We start from the raw sequence: 17,274 nt of genomic DNA, 5'->3' as shown, positions 1-17,274 counted from the left end.
AATTGGTAAAGGCTTGTATTGGTTGCCAAGTCGGAATTCCAACGATTTTAAGGCGGGGATTTGAAATTATTCGGACGGATAGTAATGATATTTTCACTCAAGATATCTTAAAGAAATACGGTCATCCTTTTTTAGGTAGTGGGGCGATTTGCAATAGCTGTCTAAAAGAAATGGCAAAAGAAGATGAATATCTTGTTCCAGCACTATTATCTCCGTTAATGAAGGATAAATTTTAATATTAAGCTTGTAAAGATAAGGAAATCAACAAAAAACAGTGCTAATTCATTGACGAATTGCACTGTTTTTTCGTACACCTTCATAGATACGAAACTAAGAAAGTGGGTTTATTTAATTAAGCAAAATACGCAATAGTCAGTGTTAGGATGAAGAATAACACGGAAAGAACAACTGTTGTACGGTGTAGAATTAGGTCTAGACCACGCGCTTTTTGTTTTCCGAAAAGTGTTTCTGCTCCACCGGAGATTGCTCCTGAAAGACCTGCACTTTTACCTGATTGAAGTAAAACAACTGTAATAAGAGCTAGTGCTACGATAATTAGTAGAATAGTTAAAAATAATGTCATGTAACTACACCTCCTGCGAAACGCACATATGTGATTATATTAAATGTACCACAAAATGACAAGGTGGACAAGAGGAAAAGCAAGGGAGTGTGGTGGGTTTTTGAGGGGGTGGAAGTAGGTTTTTGGGGGTTGTTTTTTGGTATTTTAGAAAAAAAGAACCCGCCGAAATTAATCGGTTAGGTTCTTTTGATAAATTATTTTTTCAGGTTGTAGAATGAACGTAAGCCGTCGTAGCGAGCTGTATCACCAAGTTGGTCTTCGATGCGAAGAAGTTGGTTGTATTTCGCTACACGGTCTGTACGGGATGGTGCACCTGTTTTGATTTGGCCAGCGTTTGTTGCTACAGCTAGGTCAGCGATTGTGCTGTCTTCTGTTTCACCAGAACGATGAGAGATTACTGCTGTGTAACCTGCACGTTTTGCCATTTCGATTGCTTCGAAGGTTTCTGTAAGTGTACCGATTTGGTTTACTTTGATTAGGATGGAGTTACCGATTTTGCGTTCGATACCTTCCGCTAATTTTTTCGTGTTTGTTACGAAAAGATCGTCTCCTACTAGTTGAACCTTGCCTCCGATACGCTCTGTTAATAGCTTGTGGCCATCCCAGTCGTTTTCGTCTAATCCATCTTCAATAGAGATGATTGGGTATTTAGATACAAGCTCTTCGTAGAAAGATACCATTTCTTCAGAAGTTAATACTTTACCTTCTCCAGAAAGGTGGTACTTGCCGTCTTCTTTATTGAAAAGCTCAGATGCTGCAACGTCCATTGCAAGCATTACTTGCTCACCAGGAGTGTAGCCAGCTTTTTCGATTGCTTCGATAATTGTTTGAAGTGCTTCTTCGTTAGATCCTAGGTTAGGAGCGAATCCGCCTTCGTCACCTACAGCTGTGTTTAAGCCTTTTGCACTTAATACTGATTTTAACGCGTGGAAAATTTCAGCTCCCATACGCAGTGCTTCTTTGAAGTCTTCTGCTCCAACAGGCATAACCATGAATTCTTGAACGTCTACGTTGTTGTCCGCGTGCTCTCCACCGTTGATGATGTTCATCATTGGTACTGGAAGAGTTTTTGCGTTGAATCCGCCTAAGTATTGGTATAAAGGAACTTCTAGGAAGTCAGCTGCTGCACGAGCTACTGCCATGGATACACCAAGGATTGCGTTTGCTCCTAGTTTCCCTTTGTTTTCTGTACCGTCAAGGTCGATTAAAGCTTCGTCGATTGCTACTTGCTCAAGTACATCGAATAAACCTACTAATTCAGGTGCAATGATTTCGTTTACGTTGTCAACTGCTGTAAGAACACCTTTTCCTAAGTAACGAGATTTGTCACCGTCACGTAGTTCAACTGCTTCGTATTCACCAGTAGATGCGCCACTTGGAACTAAAGCGCGTCCGAAAGCACCGGATTCTGTGTAAACTTCTACTTCGATTGTTGGGTTACCGCGGGAGTCTAAGACTTCGCGTGCATAAATATCAGAGATAATTGGCATGGTTATTTCGCTCCTTTTAATTTAAAAAATTTATTTTTCGGCACTGTTATACGCCGCTGTTGATTTCCGCACAAGGCTTCGCTTTCCGCGGGGCGCTTGTGGAGCCTCCTCGTCGCTGGCGCTCCTGTGGTGTGGGGTCTCCACAAAACGCTATCTCCCGCAGGAGTCTTCGCCTTGTGCTCCAATCACCAGCTAGGGTTAGTTAAATATCAATAATGCGCTCTAACTTAGCCCTTTATTAAAGATGTACCTGTCATTTCAATTGGTTTGTCCACTCCAAGTAAGTCTAACACTGTTGGGGCAAGATCACCAAGTATTCCATCTTGACGAAGCTCTGCACCTTTGCGCGTTACGATCACTGGTACAGGGTTTGTTGTATGGGCAGTCATTGGGTTACCTTCTGTCGTGACGACTTCATCGGCATTTCCGTGATCTGCTGTAATGATGGCTACTCCACCTTTTGCAAGAATCGCATTTACTACTTTTCCTAAGCATTCGTCTGTTACTTCTACAGCCTTAATTGTTGGTTCGAGCATTCCGGAGTGCCCTACCATATCAGGGTTTGCGAAGTTTAAGATAATTGCATCATGTTTTTCTGCTTCAATTTCAGCAACTAGTGCACTTGTTACTTCATAAGCGCTCATTTCTGGTTGAAGGTCATAGGTTGCCACTTTAGGGGAATTGATTAAAATTCTTTCCTCACCTGGATAGGCTTCCTCACGACCGCCACTCATAAAGAAGGTAACATGTGGATATTTTTCTGTTTCGGCAATACGTAATTGCCTTAAGCCGTTTTGAGATAGTACTTCACCTAAAGTATTATCCATTCCAACAGGTTTAAATGCAACATATCCGTCGACTGTTTCACTAAAGTGTGTAAAACAGACAAATTGTAGATTGTTCGGGTGTTTTGGTCCACGGTCAAAGGAACGGAAATCCTTGTTTGTGAACGTATTAGATATTTGAATCGCTCGGTCTGGGCGGAAATTATAGAAAATAACCGCATCTTCATCTTGGATAGTGGCTACAGGACTTCCATCTTCTTTTGTCATGACAGATGGAAGAACAAACTCATCAAAGATTCCGTTGTTATAAGAATCATTTACACATTCCACGGCATTAGAGTAAGTAGGCCCTTCTCCATACACCATCGCACGGTATGATTTTTCAACACGGTCCCAACGCTTGTCACGATCCATTGAATAGTAACGACCAGAAATCGTTGCAATTTCACCAATACCAAGTGTTTGTAATTCTTCATTTAATTGTTCCACATACTTAGGTGCAGTTTGTGGTCCAACATCACGACCATCTAGGAAGCCATGAATATATACTCGATCTAGCCCTTCTTTTTTTGCTAGTCTTAATAGCGCAAAAAGATGTTGAATATGGCTATGAACGCCACCGTCTGAAAGAAGACCAAAAATATGAAGATTCGTACCTTTTTCTTTTGCATGATGGATTGCATTTAAAAAGGTTTCATTTTCAAAGAATTCGCCTTCACGAATAGCAACATTGACACGAGTTAAGCTTTGATACACGACACGACCTGCTCCGATGTTCAAATGGCCAACCTCTGAGTTACCCATTTGTCCTTCAGGTAGACCAACCTGCTCCCCACTAGCAACTAGTTGCGCATGAGGGTAAGAATTCCAAAAATGATCAAAGTTTGGTTTTTTTGCTTGCGCAACGGCATTACCCATTGTTTCTCCACGTAATGCAAAACCGTCTAAGATGATTAATGCTACTGGCTTTTTACTCATTCTTACCTGCCTCCAAAAGCTGTAGGAAAGATTGTGCTTCTAGACTTGCACCGCCAACAAGCGCTCCATCAATATCTGATTGAGCCATGTATTCTGCGATGTTTGTCGGTTTTACGCTACCACCATATTGAATACGAACAGCGTCTGCTGATGCTTGATCAAATTCAGATGCGATAACAGTACGAATGTACGCGCATGTCTCATTTGCATCCTCTGCTGTCGAGGATTTACCTGTACCGATTGCCCAGATTGGCTCATATGCTACAACAACTGTTTTCACTTGGTCTGCAGTTAAGCCTGTTAAAGCTTTTTTCACTTGCTCGCCAACGATATCATTAGTACTTCCTGCTTCACGCTCTTCTAACGTTTCCCCGCAACAAACAATTGGAAGTAAACCATGTTTGAAGGAAGCTAATACTTTCTTGTTTACTGTTTCGTCTGTTTCAGCAAACATTTCACGACGCTCAGAGTGACCTAATACGACATATGTCACACCTAAGTCTTTTAGCGCTTCAGGGCTTGTTTCACCTGTAAAAGCTCCGCTATCTTCAAAGTGCATGTTTTGTGCACCGATTTTTAAATCTTTGCCTTCCACATTTGTTACAAGTCGCTCTAAAAATAGGGCAGGTGCACATACTACTGCATCTACTTTGTCTGTTGATGGAACAAGTCCTTTTACTTCCTCTACAAAGCTCGTTGCTTCAGAAAGTACTTTGTGCATTTTCCAGTTACCTGCAATAATTGGTTTACGCATGGTATCCTTCCTTTCAAGTTAGGATTGGTCGATATATTCAAGTTCCAGCGCCTAATTAGATGGAATGTAATTAGACACTGCCACTTTCATTTTTACTTATCGTTTAACGCCACTACTCCTGGAAGCTCTTTGCCTTCCATGAATTCTAGCGACGCGCCACCACCAGTTGAGATATGGCTCATTTTGTCTGCCAGATTGAACTTTTCAACCGCAGCCGCTGAGTCTCCTCCACCAATGACAGAGTATGTATCGGTTGCTTCTGCTAATGCTTGTCCTACTGCTTTTGTTCCACCAGCAAATGCATCTAATTCAAATACTCCCATTGGGCCATTCCAAATAACAAGCTTGGAGTTTTTAATAACGTCCGCATAGATCTCGCGTGATTTTGGTCCAGCATCTAAGCCTTCCCAGTCACTTGGAATTTCTTCAATAGGTACAACCTTTGTATTTGCATCGTTCGAGAAGTCATCCGCAACGACTACGTCCACAGGAACATAGAAGTTTACGCCTTTTTCTTTTGCTTGTTCCATAAACGATTTAGCTAAGTCAATTTTATCCTCTTCAAGAAGGGACTTTCCAACGTCGTAGCCTTTTGCCTTGATGAATGTGTAAGCAAGTCCACCACCGATGATAATGTTATCTACTTTATTTAATAGATTTTCAATCACACCGATTTTATCTTTTACCTTTGCTCCACCAATGATTGCTGTGAATGGACGATCAGGGTTAGAAAGTGCTTTGCCTAATACTTCTAATTCCTTTTCCATTAAAAGACCTGCAACAGCTGGAATGTGCTGAGCAATTCCTTCCGTTGAAGCATGTGCACGGTGAGCAGCACCAAAAGCGTCGTTCACATACACATCTGCAAGTTCAGCAAATGCTTTCGCAAGCTCTGGATCGTTCTTTTCTTCACCAGGGTAGAAGCGAACATTTTCTAGTAAAAGAACATCGCCTTCAGCTAGTTCTGCAACAGCTGTTTTTACTGTATCTCCGTAAGCTTCATCTACTTTTGTAACAGTTTTTCCTAAAAGCTCTTGTAAGCGAGTTGCCACTGCATTTAAACGTAGCTCTTCTACTACTTGGCCTTTTGGTCGACCTAAATGGCTAGCAAGTAACACCTTGGCACCTTGATCTACTAAATGCTGAATCGTAGGTAATGCAGCACGAATACGAGTGTCGTCCGTTACTGCGCCATCTTTCATTGGTACGTTGAAGTCGACACGGCAAAACACGCGCTTTCCTTTTACGTCGATGTCACGAATACTTTTTTTGTTCATCTTAAAACGGCCTCCTTTATTAGGAAAAACTAATCCTTTTGTAAAACATGAGAAAAGAGGGAGGGGTATGTTCCCCTATCCCCCTCTACTTCACATTCCTTATTATAAATTGCTTGTCAGTTTAATGAAAGTAATATTGTAAGGTGGGTTAAATCCTACAAGCTATCCCTTGGATTTGAACCTTATTGAATGATAGTTATTATAGCCCTTTAGAAGCGATGAATTTCGCTAGGTCTACTACACGGTGAGAGTAGCCGCTCTCGTTATCGTACCAAGAGATTACTTTTACCATGCTGCCTTCCATTACCATTGTAGAAAGCGCATCGATTGTAGAAGATTCAGGGTTACCATTATAGTCACCCGATACTAGTGGCTCTTCAGAGTATCCAAGAATTCCTTTTAAGTCACCTTCAGCAGCTGCTTTGAATGCTGCATTTACTTCTTCAGCCGTTACGTCTTTGTCAAGCTCAGCAACTAAGTCTACTAATGAAACGTTTGGAGTTGGAACACGCATTGCTCCACCGTTCAATTTACCTTTTAATTCAGGTAATACTAGAGATACTGCTTTTGCAGCTCCAGTAGTAGTTGGGATGATGTTTTCAGCTGCCGCACGAGCACGACGGTAATCTTTATGTGGTAAGTCTAAGATTTGTTGGTCATTTGTGTAAGAGTGAACAGTTGTCATCATTCCACGTTTGATACCAAAGTTGTCGTTTAATACTTTTGCAAATGGAGCTAAACAGTTTGTTGTACAAGATGCGTTAGAGATAACGTTGTGGTTAGCTGCATCGTACTTGTCTTCGTTAACACCCATTACGATTGTGATATCTTCATCAGATGCAGGTGCAGAGATGATTACTTTTTTCGCTCCAGCTTCTAAGTGTTTCGCAGCGTCAGAACGTTTTGTGAAGAAACCAGTAGACTCAACTACTATTTCTGCTCCAAGCTCACCCCAAGATAATTTCGCTGGGTCACGCTCAGCTGTTACTTTGATTGTTTTGCCGTCAACAACTAGGTTGTCACCGTCTACTTTCACGTCTGCATTTAATTTGCCGTGAATGCTGTCATACTTTAAAAGGTGAGCTAACATGTTAGCGTCTGTTAAGTCGTTAACTGCTACTACTTCTACCTCAGAGTTATTTAAAGCTGCACGAAATACGTTACGTCCAATACGACCAAATCCGTTAATACCAATTTTTACTGCCATTGTTTTTTCCTCCTTAGTATATAAAAGAACTTTGTTTATATTATATTGGCTCTGTTAAACGTCGCTGTTGATTTCCGCACTAGGCTTCGCTTTCCGCGGGGCGCTTGTGGAGCCTCCTCGTCGCTGACGCTCCTGCGGGGTCTCCACAAAACGCTATCTCCCGCAGGAGTCTTCGCCTATTGCTCCAATTAACAGCTTGGGGTAGTTAAATATCTACCATAAGCTTTAACATAGCCTTTTATTAAGGGGTTTTACTCCCTAATTAACTCTTTTGCTGCCCCTTCATCTGTGATGAGGATGGTATGGGGGGCTTTCTTTAGATACGCTCGAATAGCTTTCGCTTTTGATGCACCACCAGCTACTGCAATCACAGATTCTATTTTTTCCAGATCTGCGAGTTGCATTCCGACGGTTTGTACTTTATGTACGACATCTCCAGCTTGATTAAAATAGTAACCAAACGCTTCTGCAACGGCATTTGCATTCTCAATTTTCAACATATCTTCATGCGCAGTTTTACGGCGCTCTGCCATTGTTTTAGCGTCTCCAATCCCATGAATAACCATACTAGAATTTTTGATTAGCGAGATCACTTCTTTTATAGAGGGTTCTTCAATCATTGATTGGTACGACTCATGGCTAAGCTGATCCGGGATATGCAGCAATCGATAGTTGCCTGTTGCCTTCTCGGCCATTGTGGCACAGATGGAGTTTGCCTGGTTTTGAACCTTTTCTCCAAGCCCACCTCGAGCAGGGACAAATAATAACTTGCGGTTTTTCGCGTCCGGTTTCATCATTTCAGCAACCGAGGAAATAGTTGTTCCGCCAGCAACTGCAATGATATTTTCGTCATGGAATCGTTCTCTCATGGTAGTAACACAAGCTCGACCCATTTCTTTTTTTACCCAAGGGGATAGGTCACTGTCACCTGGAACGACGACAACCTTTGTTATTCCTAACTTTTCTTCTATTCCCGCTTCTAGTAGCTTTAAACCTGAAACTTCTTTCATGATTTCTTCAAGGCTTTTTATAAGACTGGAACCTTCTTGGGTTAATGTCATGCCGGCAACACTAACATTTATCAGGTTCTGAACTTTAAGAAAGTCTACTTCACTTCTTAGCACTCGTTCACTTAAACCAAGACTACCTGACAAGCTTCTTCTTCCAATTGGCTGCATCAACCTTATGTATCTCAATATTTCATATCGTTTCTGCATAATGGAGAGAACATCAGGTAACAATTTCTTTTGTACTTCAATAATCTGCTTCATTATAGCTTCCCCTTCAAGGTGTATTCTACCTAATTGGACTAAATACGTCCCGCTAAGACATATTATGTCCCAGTAGCGGTAAAAAAAATCACCCCTGCTACAATTTGATTGTAACAAAGGTGAAACCCTTATGCAACTAGGCTTTAGCGGATTTTTTTAAGTAAGCGTTTTCTTATCTCTTCTTTGTGTATGATTCCATATCCAAGCATTTCTTCCTCAAGTTCCACTACCGGAATCATAATCTGATATTTCTCTAAAAGTACATCGTCCTGGTAAATATCCACTTCTTCTATGGTAAAATCCATCTCATTTTGTAGATCGTTTAAGACTTTTTTTGCCTTCTCACAAAGGGAACAATCCACTTTTGTGTAAAATACTAGCTTCACTTTACATCTACCTTTCTAGTCATAGCGCTTTCTCATTGCAGAACTTGGAATATTCAATAAATCTCGATACTTCGCAACAGTTCTTCTTGAGATAGCAATATGATACTGCTTTTGTAACAGGTTTGTCAGCTGCTGATCAGATAAAGGTTTTTGTTTATCCTCCGCTTTAATTAATTCTTCTACTAGCTGTTGTACTTGCTTGGTCGATTTTTCCTCGTCATATGCTCCTGACAAGCTTTGACTAAAAAAGTATTTTAATTCAAATAGCCCGTATGGTGTTTGAACGTATTTTTCTTTTGTTGCACGGCTCACAGTTGACTCGTGAACGTTTAGACGATCTGCAATGTCCCTTAGTGTTAACGGTTTCAAAAATGAGGCACCATTAAAGAAAAAGCTTTGCTGAGCAGCAACGATTTCCTCCATCACCTTCACAAGCGTATGTTTTCGGTGCTCCATGCTTTTTACTATCCATTCGCATTGCTGGAATTTGTCCTGAAGATAGGCTGCTACTTCGTTTTTTTGTTGCAACTTTAACTTATACTCTTTGTTTATCGAGATTTGTGGCACAATATCTTCATTTAAGGAAACGACAAATTGATTGTGTAATTGTTGCACGATTAAATCCGGAATAATATATTTTGGTTTTTCACTCGTCTCATATTTACTCCCTGGTCGTGGGTTTAATTTCACAATCTCATTATGGACAGCTTGAATATCCTGTAAGCTTATTTCATGCTTTTTCGCTAAAGTTTTCCACGCTTTTTCTGCAAAGAGTATAAAGTCCTCAGTCAATATTTTCTCTGCTAAAGGCATGCGTTCTGGAAGTCGCTTCAATTGTAGCAACAAACATTCCTTTAAATTTCTTGCACCGAGTCCTGCTGGTTCTAAGCTTTGGATAGTATTCAGGGCATTTTCTACTCTCTGGGTAGATGCCTTTAGCTGCTCAGAAATAACGGATAGATCTTCTTGGATATAACCATTTTCATCCACAAAATCAACGACACGCTTAACTAACTGCTGCTCCTTTAAAGGTAAAGAACTGTCTACTAATTGTTGATTAATATGATTGTGAAGTGTTTCTCCGTATTTACTAAAATTTTCGATCGAAATAGCTTGCTTAGATCCATTTTTCCTTTGTTTCAAACGGCGAACACGAGAGGAAGCAAGCTCTCTCGGCGTTTCCCATTCTTTCAGCTCCAAAAGAGGATTTTCTAACGATTGTTCTTGTAAAAAATCGACTAATTCCAGTGAAGAATACTGTAATAATGTAATTGCTTGCTTTAACTCTTGCGTCATAGCTAGCTTGAGCGTCTGCTCTTGATACAAACCAACAGTTTGCTTCATAATTCATTCTCCCTCCGGTCATTTATCCGAGTGCAACCGTCCGTAATCCCACCTATCCTTGTCAGATACCGGACGCTAACACCCAAATACATACAAATAATATTCGCTGGCCAACCGAAATCACCCTCATGTAAGCGCATCCTTATTGTACATGAGAATCTTGATTTATTAAATCGAAAAATGTTGGAAGAGGTGCCTCCCCCTACATATATACTCCCGCTTTAAGGCGGCAATGCAAAAAAATGACGAAAAAATGTTACAAAAGTATTACGTTTTCAAAAATCAACTTTTTAAATAAAAAAAGACCCCAATCTCAATTGAGAAAGAGGCCTATTATGTATATTAGTAAAACTATCATTTAAATTTGGCGCGCTCGGAGGGAATCGAACCCCCGCATGACGCGGTACCGGAAACCACCGCTCTATCCGCTGAGCTACGAGCGCAAATCGAAAAATTATTGTGTCCATACGCTATTATAGCTTGTTGTAATTATACAAGCAAGCCAAAAAACAAGTAATATACGAAACGATGCATACTTTCATTTTATTCCACGATTCTATAATACTAACCAATCGTTGTGTTAATATTAGATTAAACTAATAGAATTCATAAGTGGGTGGAAGCCTTTTTCTATTTAATCAATGTACTAATCTTCCTTACCTTTATTAGCGTCTTGTTCTATTTTTCAATATCCATCATTCGTGGGAAAAAACATTTATTTTCTTGGTTTATATTAGCGATAATTTTAGTTTTTCTTATTTTTACAATTGGGCAAGTTTTAGATTATTTAGTTTAGCAGTAACATTTTTATGCAATTAGAAAGAACTCCCGAATATGTCAGGAGTTCTTTCTTTAATTTCATTTAATACGGGTCTGCGTCATGTCCCTTTTCTTCTGCTTCTTGCACTGCATCCGCTGCCTTAGCGCTTCCCATCGGCGACCCACCACTTTGTGGAAATACACCTGAACTCGGTGCAACCTCGGCTGCAAATTCAGTATTACCTGCTCCTACAGTTATACCTAATCCCTCTGCAACACGACGCCCATACTCCTCATCACATTTTGTAAAATGCTCCACCATTTTTTGCTGAATTCTGGAATCCGCTGGCTTTAAGGTTGCCACAAGATTACGGATTAGCTCATCGCGCTCCCAATCTTCAAAAATTCGGTATCTTTCTCCAGCCTGTTGGTAATCATTTTTCCGGTCAATCGCTTCACGAGTTACTTCTCCCTCTACACGCGGTCGATGCTCTTTCCCTTGAGGCTTAGCTTCCTTCAGGCCTCCAAGGGTCGATGGCTCATAATTAACATGTGGGTTTTGTCCTGGCGCTAAATCGACATGCATCGTCATTTGTCCGTCACGCTGGTTCGTCGCTACATGCTTTTTCGGGGCATTAATCGGAAGTTGCAAATAATTGGTACCTACTCGATGGCGTTGTGTATCAGAATAGGAAAACGTTCTTCCTTGTAACAGCTTGTCATCCGAAAAATCTAAGCCGTCCACCAGCACGCCCGTTCCGAAAGCAGCCTGTTCTACCTCTGCAAAATAGTTCTCTGGATTTTTATTCAATACCATTTTACCTACTGGTAGGAACGGAAATTGCTCCTCAGGCCACAATTTTGTCGGATCTAAAGGATCGAAATCTAGCTCTGGGTGCTCCCCGTCCTCCATCAACTGAACACAGAATTCCCACTCTGGATAATTTTCTTTTTCGATCGCCTCATACAAATCCTGAGTTGCATGATTAAAGTTCTTCCCTTGAATTTCTTCTGCATCTGCCTGGGTTAAATTTTTGATACCTTGTTTCGGCTCCCAATGATATTTAACCAACCATGCTTTCCCATCCTTGTTCACCCATTTATACGTATTAACGCCAGATCCTTGCATTTCACGGTAGTTGGCAGGAATACCCCAAGGCGAAAATAAAAAAGTGATCATATGCATGGCCTCTGGAGTATTCGAGATAAAATCAAAGATTCTTTCTCCATCTTGCCGATTAGTTACAGGATCAGGCTTAAAAGCATGGACAAGGTCTGGAAACTTTAAAGGATCTCGAATAAAAAAAATCTTTAAGTTATTCCCAACCAAATCCCAATTTCCATCTTCCGTATAAAATTTAACCGCAAACCCACGTGGATCACGTAAAGTTTCAGGAGAATGCCCCCCATGAATCACAGAAGAAAAGCGTACAAAAACAGGAGTTTGTTTCCCTGCTCCTGACAGTACCTTAGCTCTAGTATATTTTTCAACCGGTTCATCCCCAGCTTTCCCATAGGCCTCAAAATATCCATGCGCCCCAGCACCCCTAGCATGAACCACCCGCTCCGGCACTCTCTCCCTATCAAAATGAGTAATTTTTTCTAGAAAATCATAGTTCTCTAATACAGTTGGTCCCCGATTGCCTACTGTTCTCGTATTCTGATTATCAGTTACCGGATGCCCCTGTCTAGTTGTTAATGTTTCTTCCGTTTCCCCTGCAGCAAAACGCCGATCAAAAGCCCCACCAGCACCCTCCACAGAAGTACCTACATGCATTTCATTCTGTTCTTGATTCTGCTCCATCCAACACAACACCCTTCTTTGGTAAAAATTAACTCCCGTTACTTTGCGCCAAAGTTTTCCAAAATATACAAAGTGAATTTAATTTTTGACCTTTCATGCAAAGAATAATTGCACCATGGATAATGAAAAAGTTGAACGCTATGTTAAACTCGTCTCCCCTGTAGATTGGAGTGCAGGGTGTGAGACTCCTGCGGGAGAAGCGTGTTTCGGGAGACCCCGCAGGAGCGCCAGCGACGAGGAGGCTCCACAAGCGCTCCGCGGAAAGCGAACGCCTGGCACGGAAATCTACAGGGTGTTCAATGTACTACCCTTCTTTTAAAGCTAGCCTCTTTTTTATACAAGAAAGAACAAAAAAACAAGTTTAATTTTCACAGGAGTGGATATGATTATTACATGGAGAAAAATAGGGTTATTTGCGATAGTTTTTATTTGACCATTATTGACCTTATATGTATGATAAAAGTACATAAAGATTTTGAAATACTTATTAATGGATGATAGGTCTATAATGAAACTTGTAACACATTAGTAGTTACAGAATCTAATACATAAAACCTATCTTCATTTATTACCTAATCATAAGGAGGAAAAGTGAGATGAACTTAATTCCTACAGTTATTGAACAAACTAGCCGCGGAGAGCGTGCGTATGACATTTATTCCCGATTATTAAAAGACCGCATTATTTTGCTTGGTAGTGCAATTGATGATAATGTGGCAAACTCAATTGTCGCTCAGCTACTATTCTTAGCTGCCGAAGACCCAGAGAAGGATATCTCGCTTTACATTAATAGCCCAGGTGGTTCTATTACAGCAGGTATGGCAATCTACGATACAATGAATTTCATTAAGCCAAACGTAAGTACAATGTGTGTTGGAATGGCAGCTTCCATGGGAGCATTCCTATTATCTGCAGGTGCAAAAGGCAAACGCTTTGCTTTACCTAGCAGTGAAGTCATGATTCACCAACCACTTGGTGGAGCGCAAGGACAAGCGACAGAAATCGAGATCGCAGCAAAACGCATCCTATTCTTACGCGATAAGCTAAACACAATCCTTTCTGAAAACACTGGTCAGCCAATCGAAGTAATCGCACGCGACACAGACCGCGACAACTTCATGACAGCAGAAAGAGCACTAGAATATGGATTAATTGATAAAGTAATTAAAAATAGCTAAGAACACTTATAAAATCCCGCCTGACTAATAGTCAGGCGGGATTTTTGTGTTTTCAGCTGAGAGTTGGTTTAAGTGATTTTATATCTAGATATAGTATTTTTTAAACAAACGTTTGATTAACGTATTTTCATAATTCAGGTGTACCTTGGCTTTGCGAAGTTTGATTTTGGATTAACTTTTAAAATTGTTATTTCAATATAAACAAAAAAAAGGATACCGGCTCTGTAAGCGTGGCATCCCCTCTCCTTAGTTTTCTTGTTGGACGTATGTGGTTAGTGCTGCGATTGCGTCGTTTTCGTCGTGGCCATCTGCGATTAAGGTGATGGTTGTGCCAGATCCGATCGCTAAGCTCATGAGACCCATGATACTTTTAGCATTTACCTTTTTGCCGTCTTTTTCTAGAAAAACATCGGCTGAGAAGCGGTTTGCTTCTTGTACGAATAGTGCTGCAGGGCGTGCTTGTAATCCTGTTTTCAATCGAACATCTACTTGTTTTTGTACCATTACAATTCCTCCTCTATTTCTCTATATTATTATTGAACTGTTTCTCCTGCACGCAGCTTATCGGCAATCTCATCAATTTTGCGAAGGCGATGATTAATTCCTGACTTACTGATGGTGCCGCTTGAAACCATTTCCCCAAGCTCCTTTAAGGTGACGTCTTGGTAGTTAACGCGAAGCTCAGCAATTTCTCTTAATTTATCTGGTAATATATGAAGCCCCACTGTACGATCGATAAAACGAATATTATCGACCTGTCTAATTGCAGCACCGATTGTTTTGTTTAAGTTCGCTGTTTCACAATTGACAAGGCGATTAACGGAATTTCTCATGTCTCGTACGATGCGGATATCTTCGAATTTCAATAATGCTTGATGGGCACCAATAATGCTTAAAAATTCGGCAATCTTTTCAGCCTCTTTTAAATAAGTGATAAACCCTTTCTTACGTTCAAGCGTTTTACTGTTTAGGTGAAACATATTCATTAGTTCACATAAAGATTCGTTGTGTTCATGGTAGAGCGAAAAAATTTCTAAATGATAGGATGACGTTTCTGGATTGTTTACAGACCCACCTGCTAGAAAGGCACCTCTTAAATAGGAGCGTTTACAACATTTTTTAGCAATTAGTTCAGGTGAAATGTCCCGCACAAATGTGAAGCCATCCTTTAAAATCTTTAACTCGTCTAAAATATAATGTGCTTGCTCGGCATATCGAACAATGTACACGTTATTTTTTTTCAAACGCATTTTCTTTCGTACTAAAAGCTCTACTCGAACATCATAGATTTTCTTCGTTAACGTATAGATTCTTCTTGCTATGGCAGCGTTTTCCGTTTGAATGTCGAGAATCAATTTTCGATTGGAAAAGGATAAGGTACCGTTCATTCGAATGAGTGCTGCAAGTTCAGCTTTGACACAACAATCTTTTATCTCAATCGTTGTTAACTCTTTTTTGGTTTCGGAAGCATAGGACACGATTGATCACCCCCCAGTGAATAGAAATGTTATGGGGAAGCGATGAGAAGTTTTTAATAAAGCCTCATCTCTAACCACCTGAAATTTGCATCCGTTTGCATTTTTTCTAGTCTTTAATATTTATCATAGAGTACAACAATGCTGCAACTTTTTGCGTGTCATGTCTAATATACCCATCTTCATATCGGATAATTTTGTCATGGACAATCTCTAATCCTAAATCGGACAAAGCAGCAATATCGTATACAACAGGAGTAGCGTATTCTTTTTTGTAACGGACCTTTATCTCTTCCGGAATGTCCTCTTCATTGACTAAGATCGTGTCCATAAAGCGACAATCCAGATGATCATACAAGGCTCTTACATGGTCACTTGCGGTGTAATGCAAGGTTTCGCCAGCCTGTGTCATGACATTACAAATATATACTTTTTTCGCTTTGGATTGACAAACAGCTTCTCCAATTTTCGGTACTAACAGATTGGGTAGAATGCTGGTATATAAGCTTCCCGGCCCTACAATAATTAAATCAGCCTTTTTGATTTCTTCTACTGATTCCTGCAAAGGCTCCACGTTTTCTGGAGAAAGAAAAACTCGCTTTATTTTCTTTCCGTAAATAGGGATTTTCGATTCACCAGAGATGATGGTGCTATCCTCCATTTCAGCATGCAAGACAACACTTTGATTCGCTGCTGGCAATACCTTCCCTCTCACATTTAGCACCTTGCTCATTTCACGAATCGCATGAACAAAGTCGCCCGTTATCGTTGTCATCGCAGCTAATAATAGATTCCCAAGCGAATGACCAGATAAGCCATTTCCTGATTTAAAGCGATGCTGAAAAAGATCTTCTATTAAAGGCTCGACATCAGATAAAGCAGCTAATACATTGCGAACATCTCCTGGAGGTGGAATGTGCAACTCATCACGTAATCTTCCGGAGCTACCGCCATCATCCGCTACTGTTACAATAGCAGTTATATCCACATCATAATGTTTTAGGCCTCGGAGTAAGACAGGAAGTCCTGTTCCCCCACCGAGAATGACGATTTTCGGAAGTTTTTGACGTTTCATCAGCGCTTATCCTTTCGTCTTTCAATATCTCGATGTGTAATGAGCGTGTCATATTCATCCTTATAATGCTTTGCAAAGTACTCTGCCAAAGTGACCGAGCGATGTTGGCCACCTGTACAACCTATCGCAATAACTAGCTGGCTTTTCCCTTCTCGCTTATAATAAGGAAGCATGAAGCTTAATAAGTCAGTCAATTTTTCAACAAATTTCTGTGTTTCGGACCATTTTAACACATAAGATGAAACTTCTTCATCTAAACCAGTCATCGGTCTCATATGATCTATATAATGCGGGTTTGGTAAAAAGCGTACATCAAAAACTAAATCTGCATCAATTGGAATCCCATACTTAAATCCGAAGGAAAGAACGTTCACCTTGAAAGTTTGTTTGGAGTGCGTTGCAAATTGTTTGAGGATTTTCTCTCTTAGCTCTCGCGGCTTTAAGTTGGAAGTATCAAGAATTAGTTGCGCACGTCCTTTTAGCTCTTCTAACAACTCACGCTCATGCTCAATACCCTCAAGTGGTAAGCCTGTCTTTGCTAATGGATGAGATCTTCTTGTTTCTTTATAACGACTAACGAGAACAGTATCTTTAGCATCTAAAAATAAAATTTGCGGCGTAACCCAAGATAACTCAGATATGTCGTCAAGCGCCTCAAATAAACTGTCAAAGAACTCGCGACCTCTTAAATCCATCACTAGCGCTACTTTATTCATCTTGTTCCCTGATTCTTCCATCAACTCTAAAAACTTAGGAAGTAGCGTCGGAGGAAGATTGTCCACACAGAAAAAGCCCAAATCCTCTAAACTTTGAATGGCAACTGTTTTACCAGCTCCACTCATTCCAGTAATAATGACTAATTCCACATCACTGCCAGTACCTGTACTCATGTCGCTTCTTCTCCTTTG

The 17,274-nt window shown here is 40.5% G+C and carries 15 protein-coding genes, 1 tRNA gene and 1 pseudogene; 2 read left to right on the top strand and 15 right to left on the bottom strand.

Annotation, left to right across the window (positions count from 1 at the left end):
* Nucleotides 1-2 precede the first annotated feature (2 nt).
* Entirely contained in the window at nt 3-236 is a 234-nt protein-coding gene (locus BK580_RS03380; RefSeq protein ID WP_078378982.1) for a hypothetical protein, read from the top strand.
* Between the two features lie 116 nt (nt 237-352).
* Here the strand turns inward: BK580_RS03380 and secG are convergent, their stop codons facing one another.
* The 11 genes and pseudogenes from secG to BK580_RS03325 form a co-directional block, all read right to left on the bottom strand.
* Nucleotides 353-583, bottom strand: coding sequence for a preprotein translocase subunit SecG (secG, locus tag BK580_RS03375; protein WP_078378980.1), 231 nt, complete (start codon nt 581-583; stop codon nt 353-355).
* A gap of 194 nt (nt 584-777) precedes the next feature.
* On the bottom strand, nt 778-2,073 hold the full coding sequence (gene eno / locus BK580_RS03370; protein WP_078378978.1) for a phosphopyruvate hydratase: 1,296 nt from the start codon (nt 2,071-2,073) through the stop codon (nt 778-780).
* 227 nt (nt 2,074-2,300) lie between these two features.
* On the bottom strand, nt 2,301-3,836 hold the full coding sequence (gene gpmI, locus BK580_RS03365; RefSeq protein ID WP_078378976.1) for a 2,3-bisphosphoglycerate-independent phosphoglycerate mutase: 1,536 nt from the start codon (nt 3,834-3,836) through the stop codon (nt 2,301-2,303).
* Nucleotides 3,829-4,590: a triose-phosphate isomerase gene (gene tpiA, locus BK580_RS03360; protein WP_078378974.1), complete on the bottom strand. Its 762-nt coding sequence runs from the start codon at nt 4,588-4,590 to the stop codon at nt 3,829-3,831. The genes gpmI and tpiA overlap by 8 nt, the downstream gene beginning before the upstream one ends.
* A 92-nt stretch (nt 4,591-4,682) precedes the next feature.
* Nucleotides 4,683-5,867: a phosphoglycerate kinase gene (locus BK580_RS03355; protein WP_078378973.1), complete on the bottom strand. Its 1,185-nt coding sequence runs from the start codon at nt 5,865-5,867 to the stop codon at nt 4,683-4,685.
* 199 nt (nt 5,868-6,066) lie between these two features.
* A complete protein-coding gene (gene gap, locus BK580_RS03350; protein WP_078378972.1) occupies nt 6,067-7,074 on the bottom strand; it encodes a type I glyceraldehyde-3-phosphate dehydrogenase in 1,008 nt (335 codons plus the stop codon).
* 251 nt (nt 7,075-7,325) lie between these two features.
* Nucleotides 7,326-8,345, bottom strand: coding sequence for a sugar-binding transcriptional regulator (locus tag BK580_RS03345; protein ID WP_078378971.1), 1,020 nt, complete (start codon nt 8,343-8,345; stop codon nt 7,326-7,328).
* A 143-nt stretch (nt 8,346-8,488) separates the two neighbouring features.
* A complete protein-coding gene (locus BK580_RS03340) occupies nt 8,489-8,731 on the bottom strand; it encodes a glutaredoxin family protein (protein WP_078378969.1) in 243 nt (80 codons plus the stop codon).
* 15 nt (nt 8,732-8,746) lie between these two features.
* A complete protein-coding gene (rpoN, locus tag BK580_RS03335; RefSeq protein WP_408055254.1) occupies nt 8,747-10,027 on the bottom strand; it encodes an RNA polymerase factor sigma-54 in 1,281 nt (426 codons plus the stop codon).
* Nucleotides 10,028-10,440: 413 nt separating this feature from the next.
* Nucleotides 10,441-10,518 (bottom strand) — tRNA-Arg (locus tag BK580_RS03330).
* Nucleotides 10,519-11,096: 578 nt separating this feature from the next.
* Nucleotides 11,097-12,611 (bottom strand): annotated as a pseudogene (locus BK580_RS03325) (catalase); the annotation flags it as partial.
* A 623-nt stretch (nt 12,612-13,234) separates the two neighbouring features.
* Here BK580_RS03325 and clpP point away from each other — a divergent pair.
* Entirely contained in the window at nt 13,235-13,816 is a 582-nt protein-coding gene (gene clpP / locus BK580_RS03315) for an ATP-dependent Clp endopeptidase proteolytic subunit ClpP (RefSeq protein WP_078378961.1), read from the top strand.
* A 246-nt stretch (nt 13,817-14,062) separates the two neighbouring features.
* Here clpP and BK580_RS03310 read toward each other — a convergent pair whose 3' ends face one another.
* From BK580_RS03310 to rapZ, 4 genes are all read right to left on the bottom strand, one after another.
* Nucleotides 14,063-14,320 (bottom strand): HPr family phosphocarrier protein, encoded by a 258-nt coding sequence (locus tag BK580_RS03310; RefSeq protein WP_078378959.1) that lies wholly within the window; start codon nt 14,318-14,320, stop codon nt 14,063-14,065.
* Nucleotides 14,321-14,349: 29 nt separating this feature from the next.
* A complete protein-coding gene (gene whiA / locus BK580_RS03305) occupies nt 14,350-15,294 on the bottom strand; it encodes a DNA-binding protein WhiA (RefSeq protein WP_078378958.1) in 945 nt (314 codons plus the stop codon).
* A gap of 106 nt (nt 15,295-15,400) precedes the next feature.
* A complete protein-coding gene (locus tag BK580_RS03300) occupies nt 15,401-16,366 on the bottom strand; it encodes a gluconeogenesis factor YvcK family protein (RefSeq protein ID WP_078378957.1) in 966 nt (321 codons plus the stop codon).
* The gene (gene rapZ, locus BK580_RS03295) at nt 16,366-17,256 is read right to left on the bottom strand and encodes an RNase adapter RapZ (RefSeq protein WP_078378956.1); all 891 of its coding nucleotides are present in this window, start codon (nt 17,254-17,256) and stop codon (nt 16,366-16,368) included. Before rapZ ends, BK580_RS03300 begins: the two co-directional genes overlap by 1 nt.
* Nucleotides 17,257-17,274 lie beyond the last annotated feature (18 nt).

Source organism: Sutcliffiella halmapala, assembly GCF_002019665.1.
GTDB lineage: Bacteria > Bacillota > Bacilli > Bacillales > Bacillaceae_I > Sutcliffiella_A > Sutcliffiella_A halmapala.
Note: the sequence above shows the minus strand (reverse complement) of the source record. Positions and strands in the feature narration are given on the sequence as shown.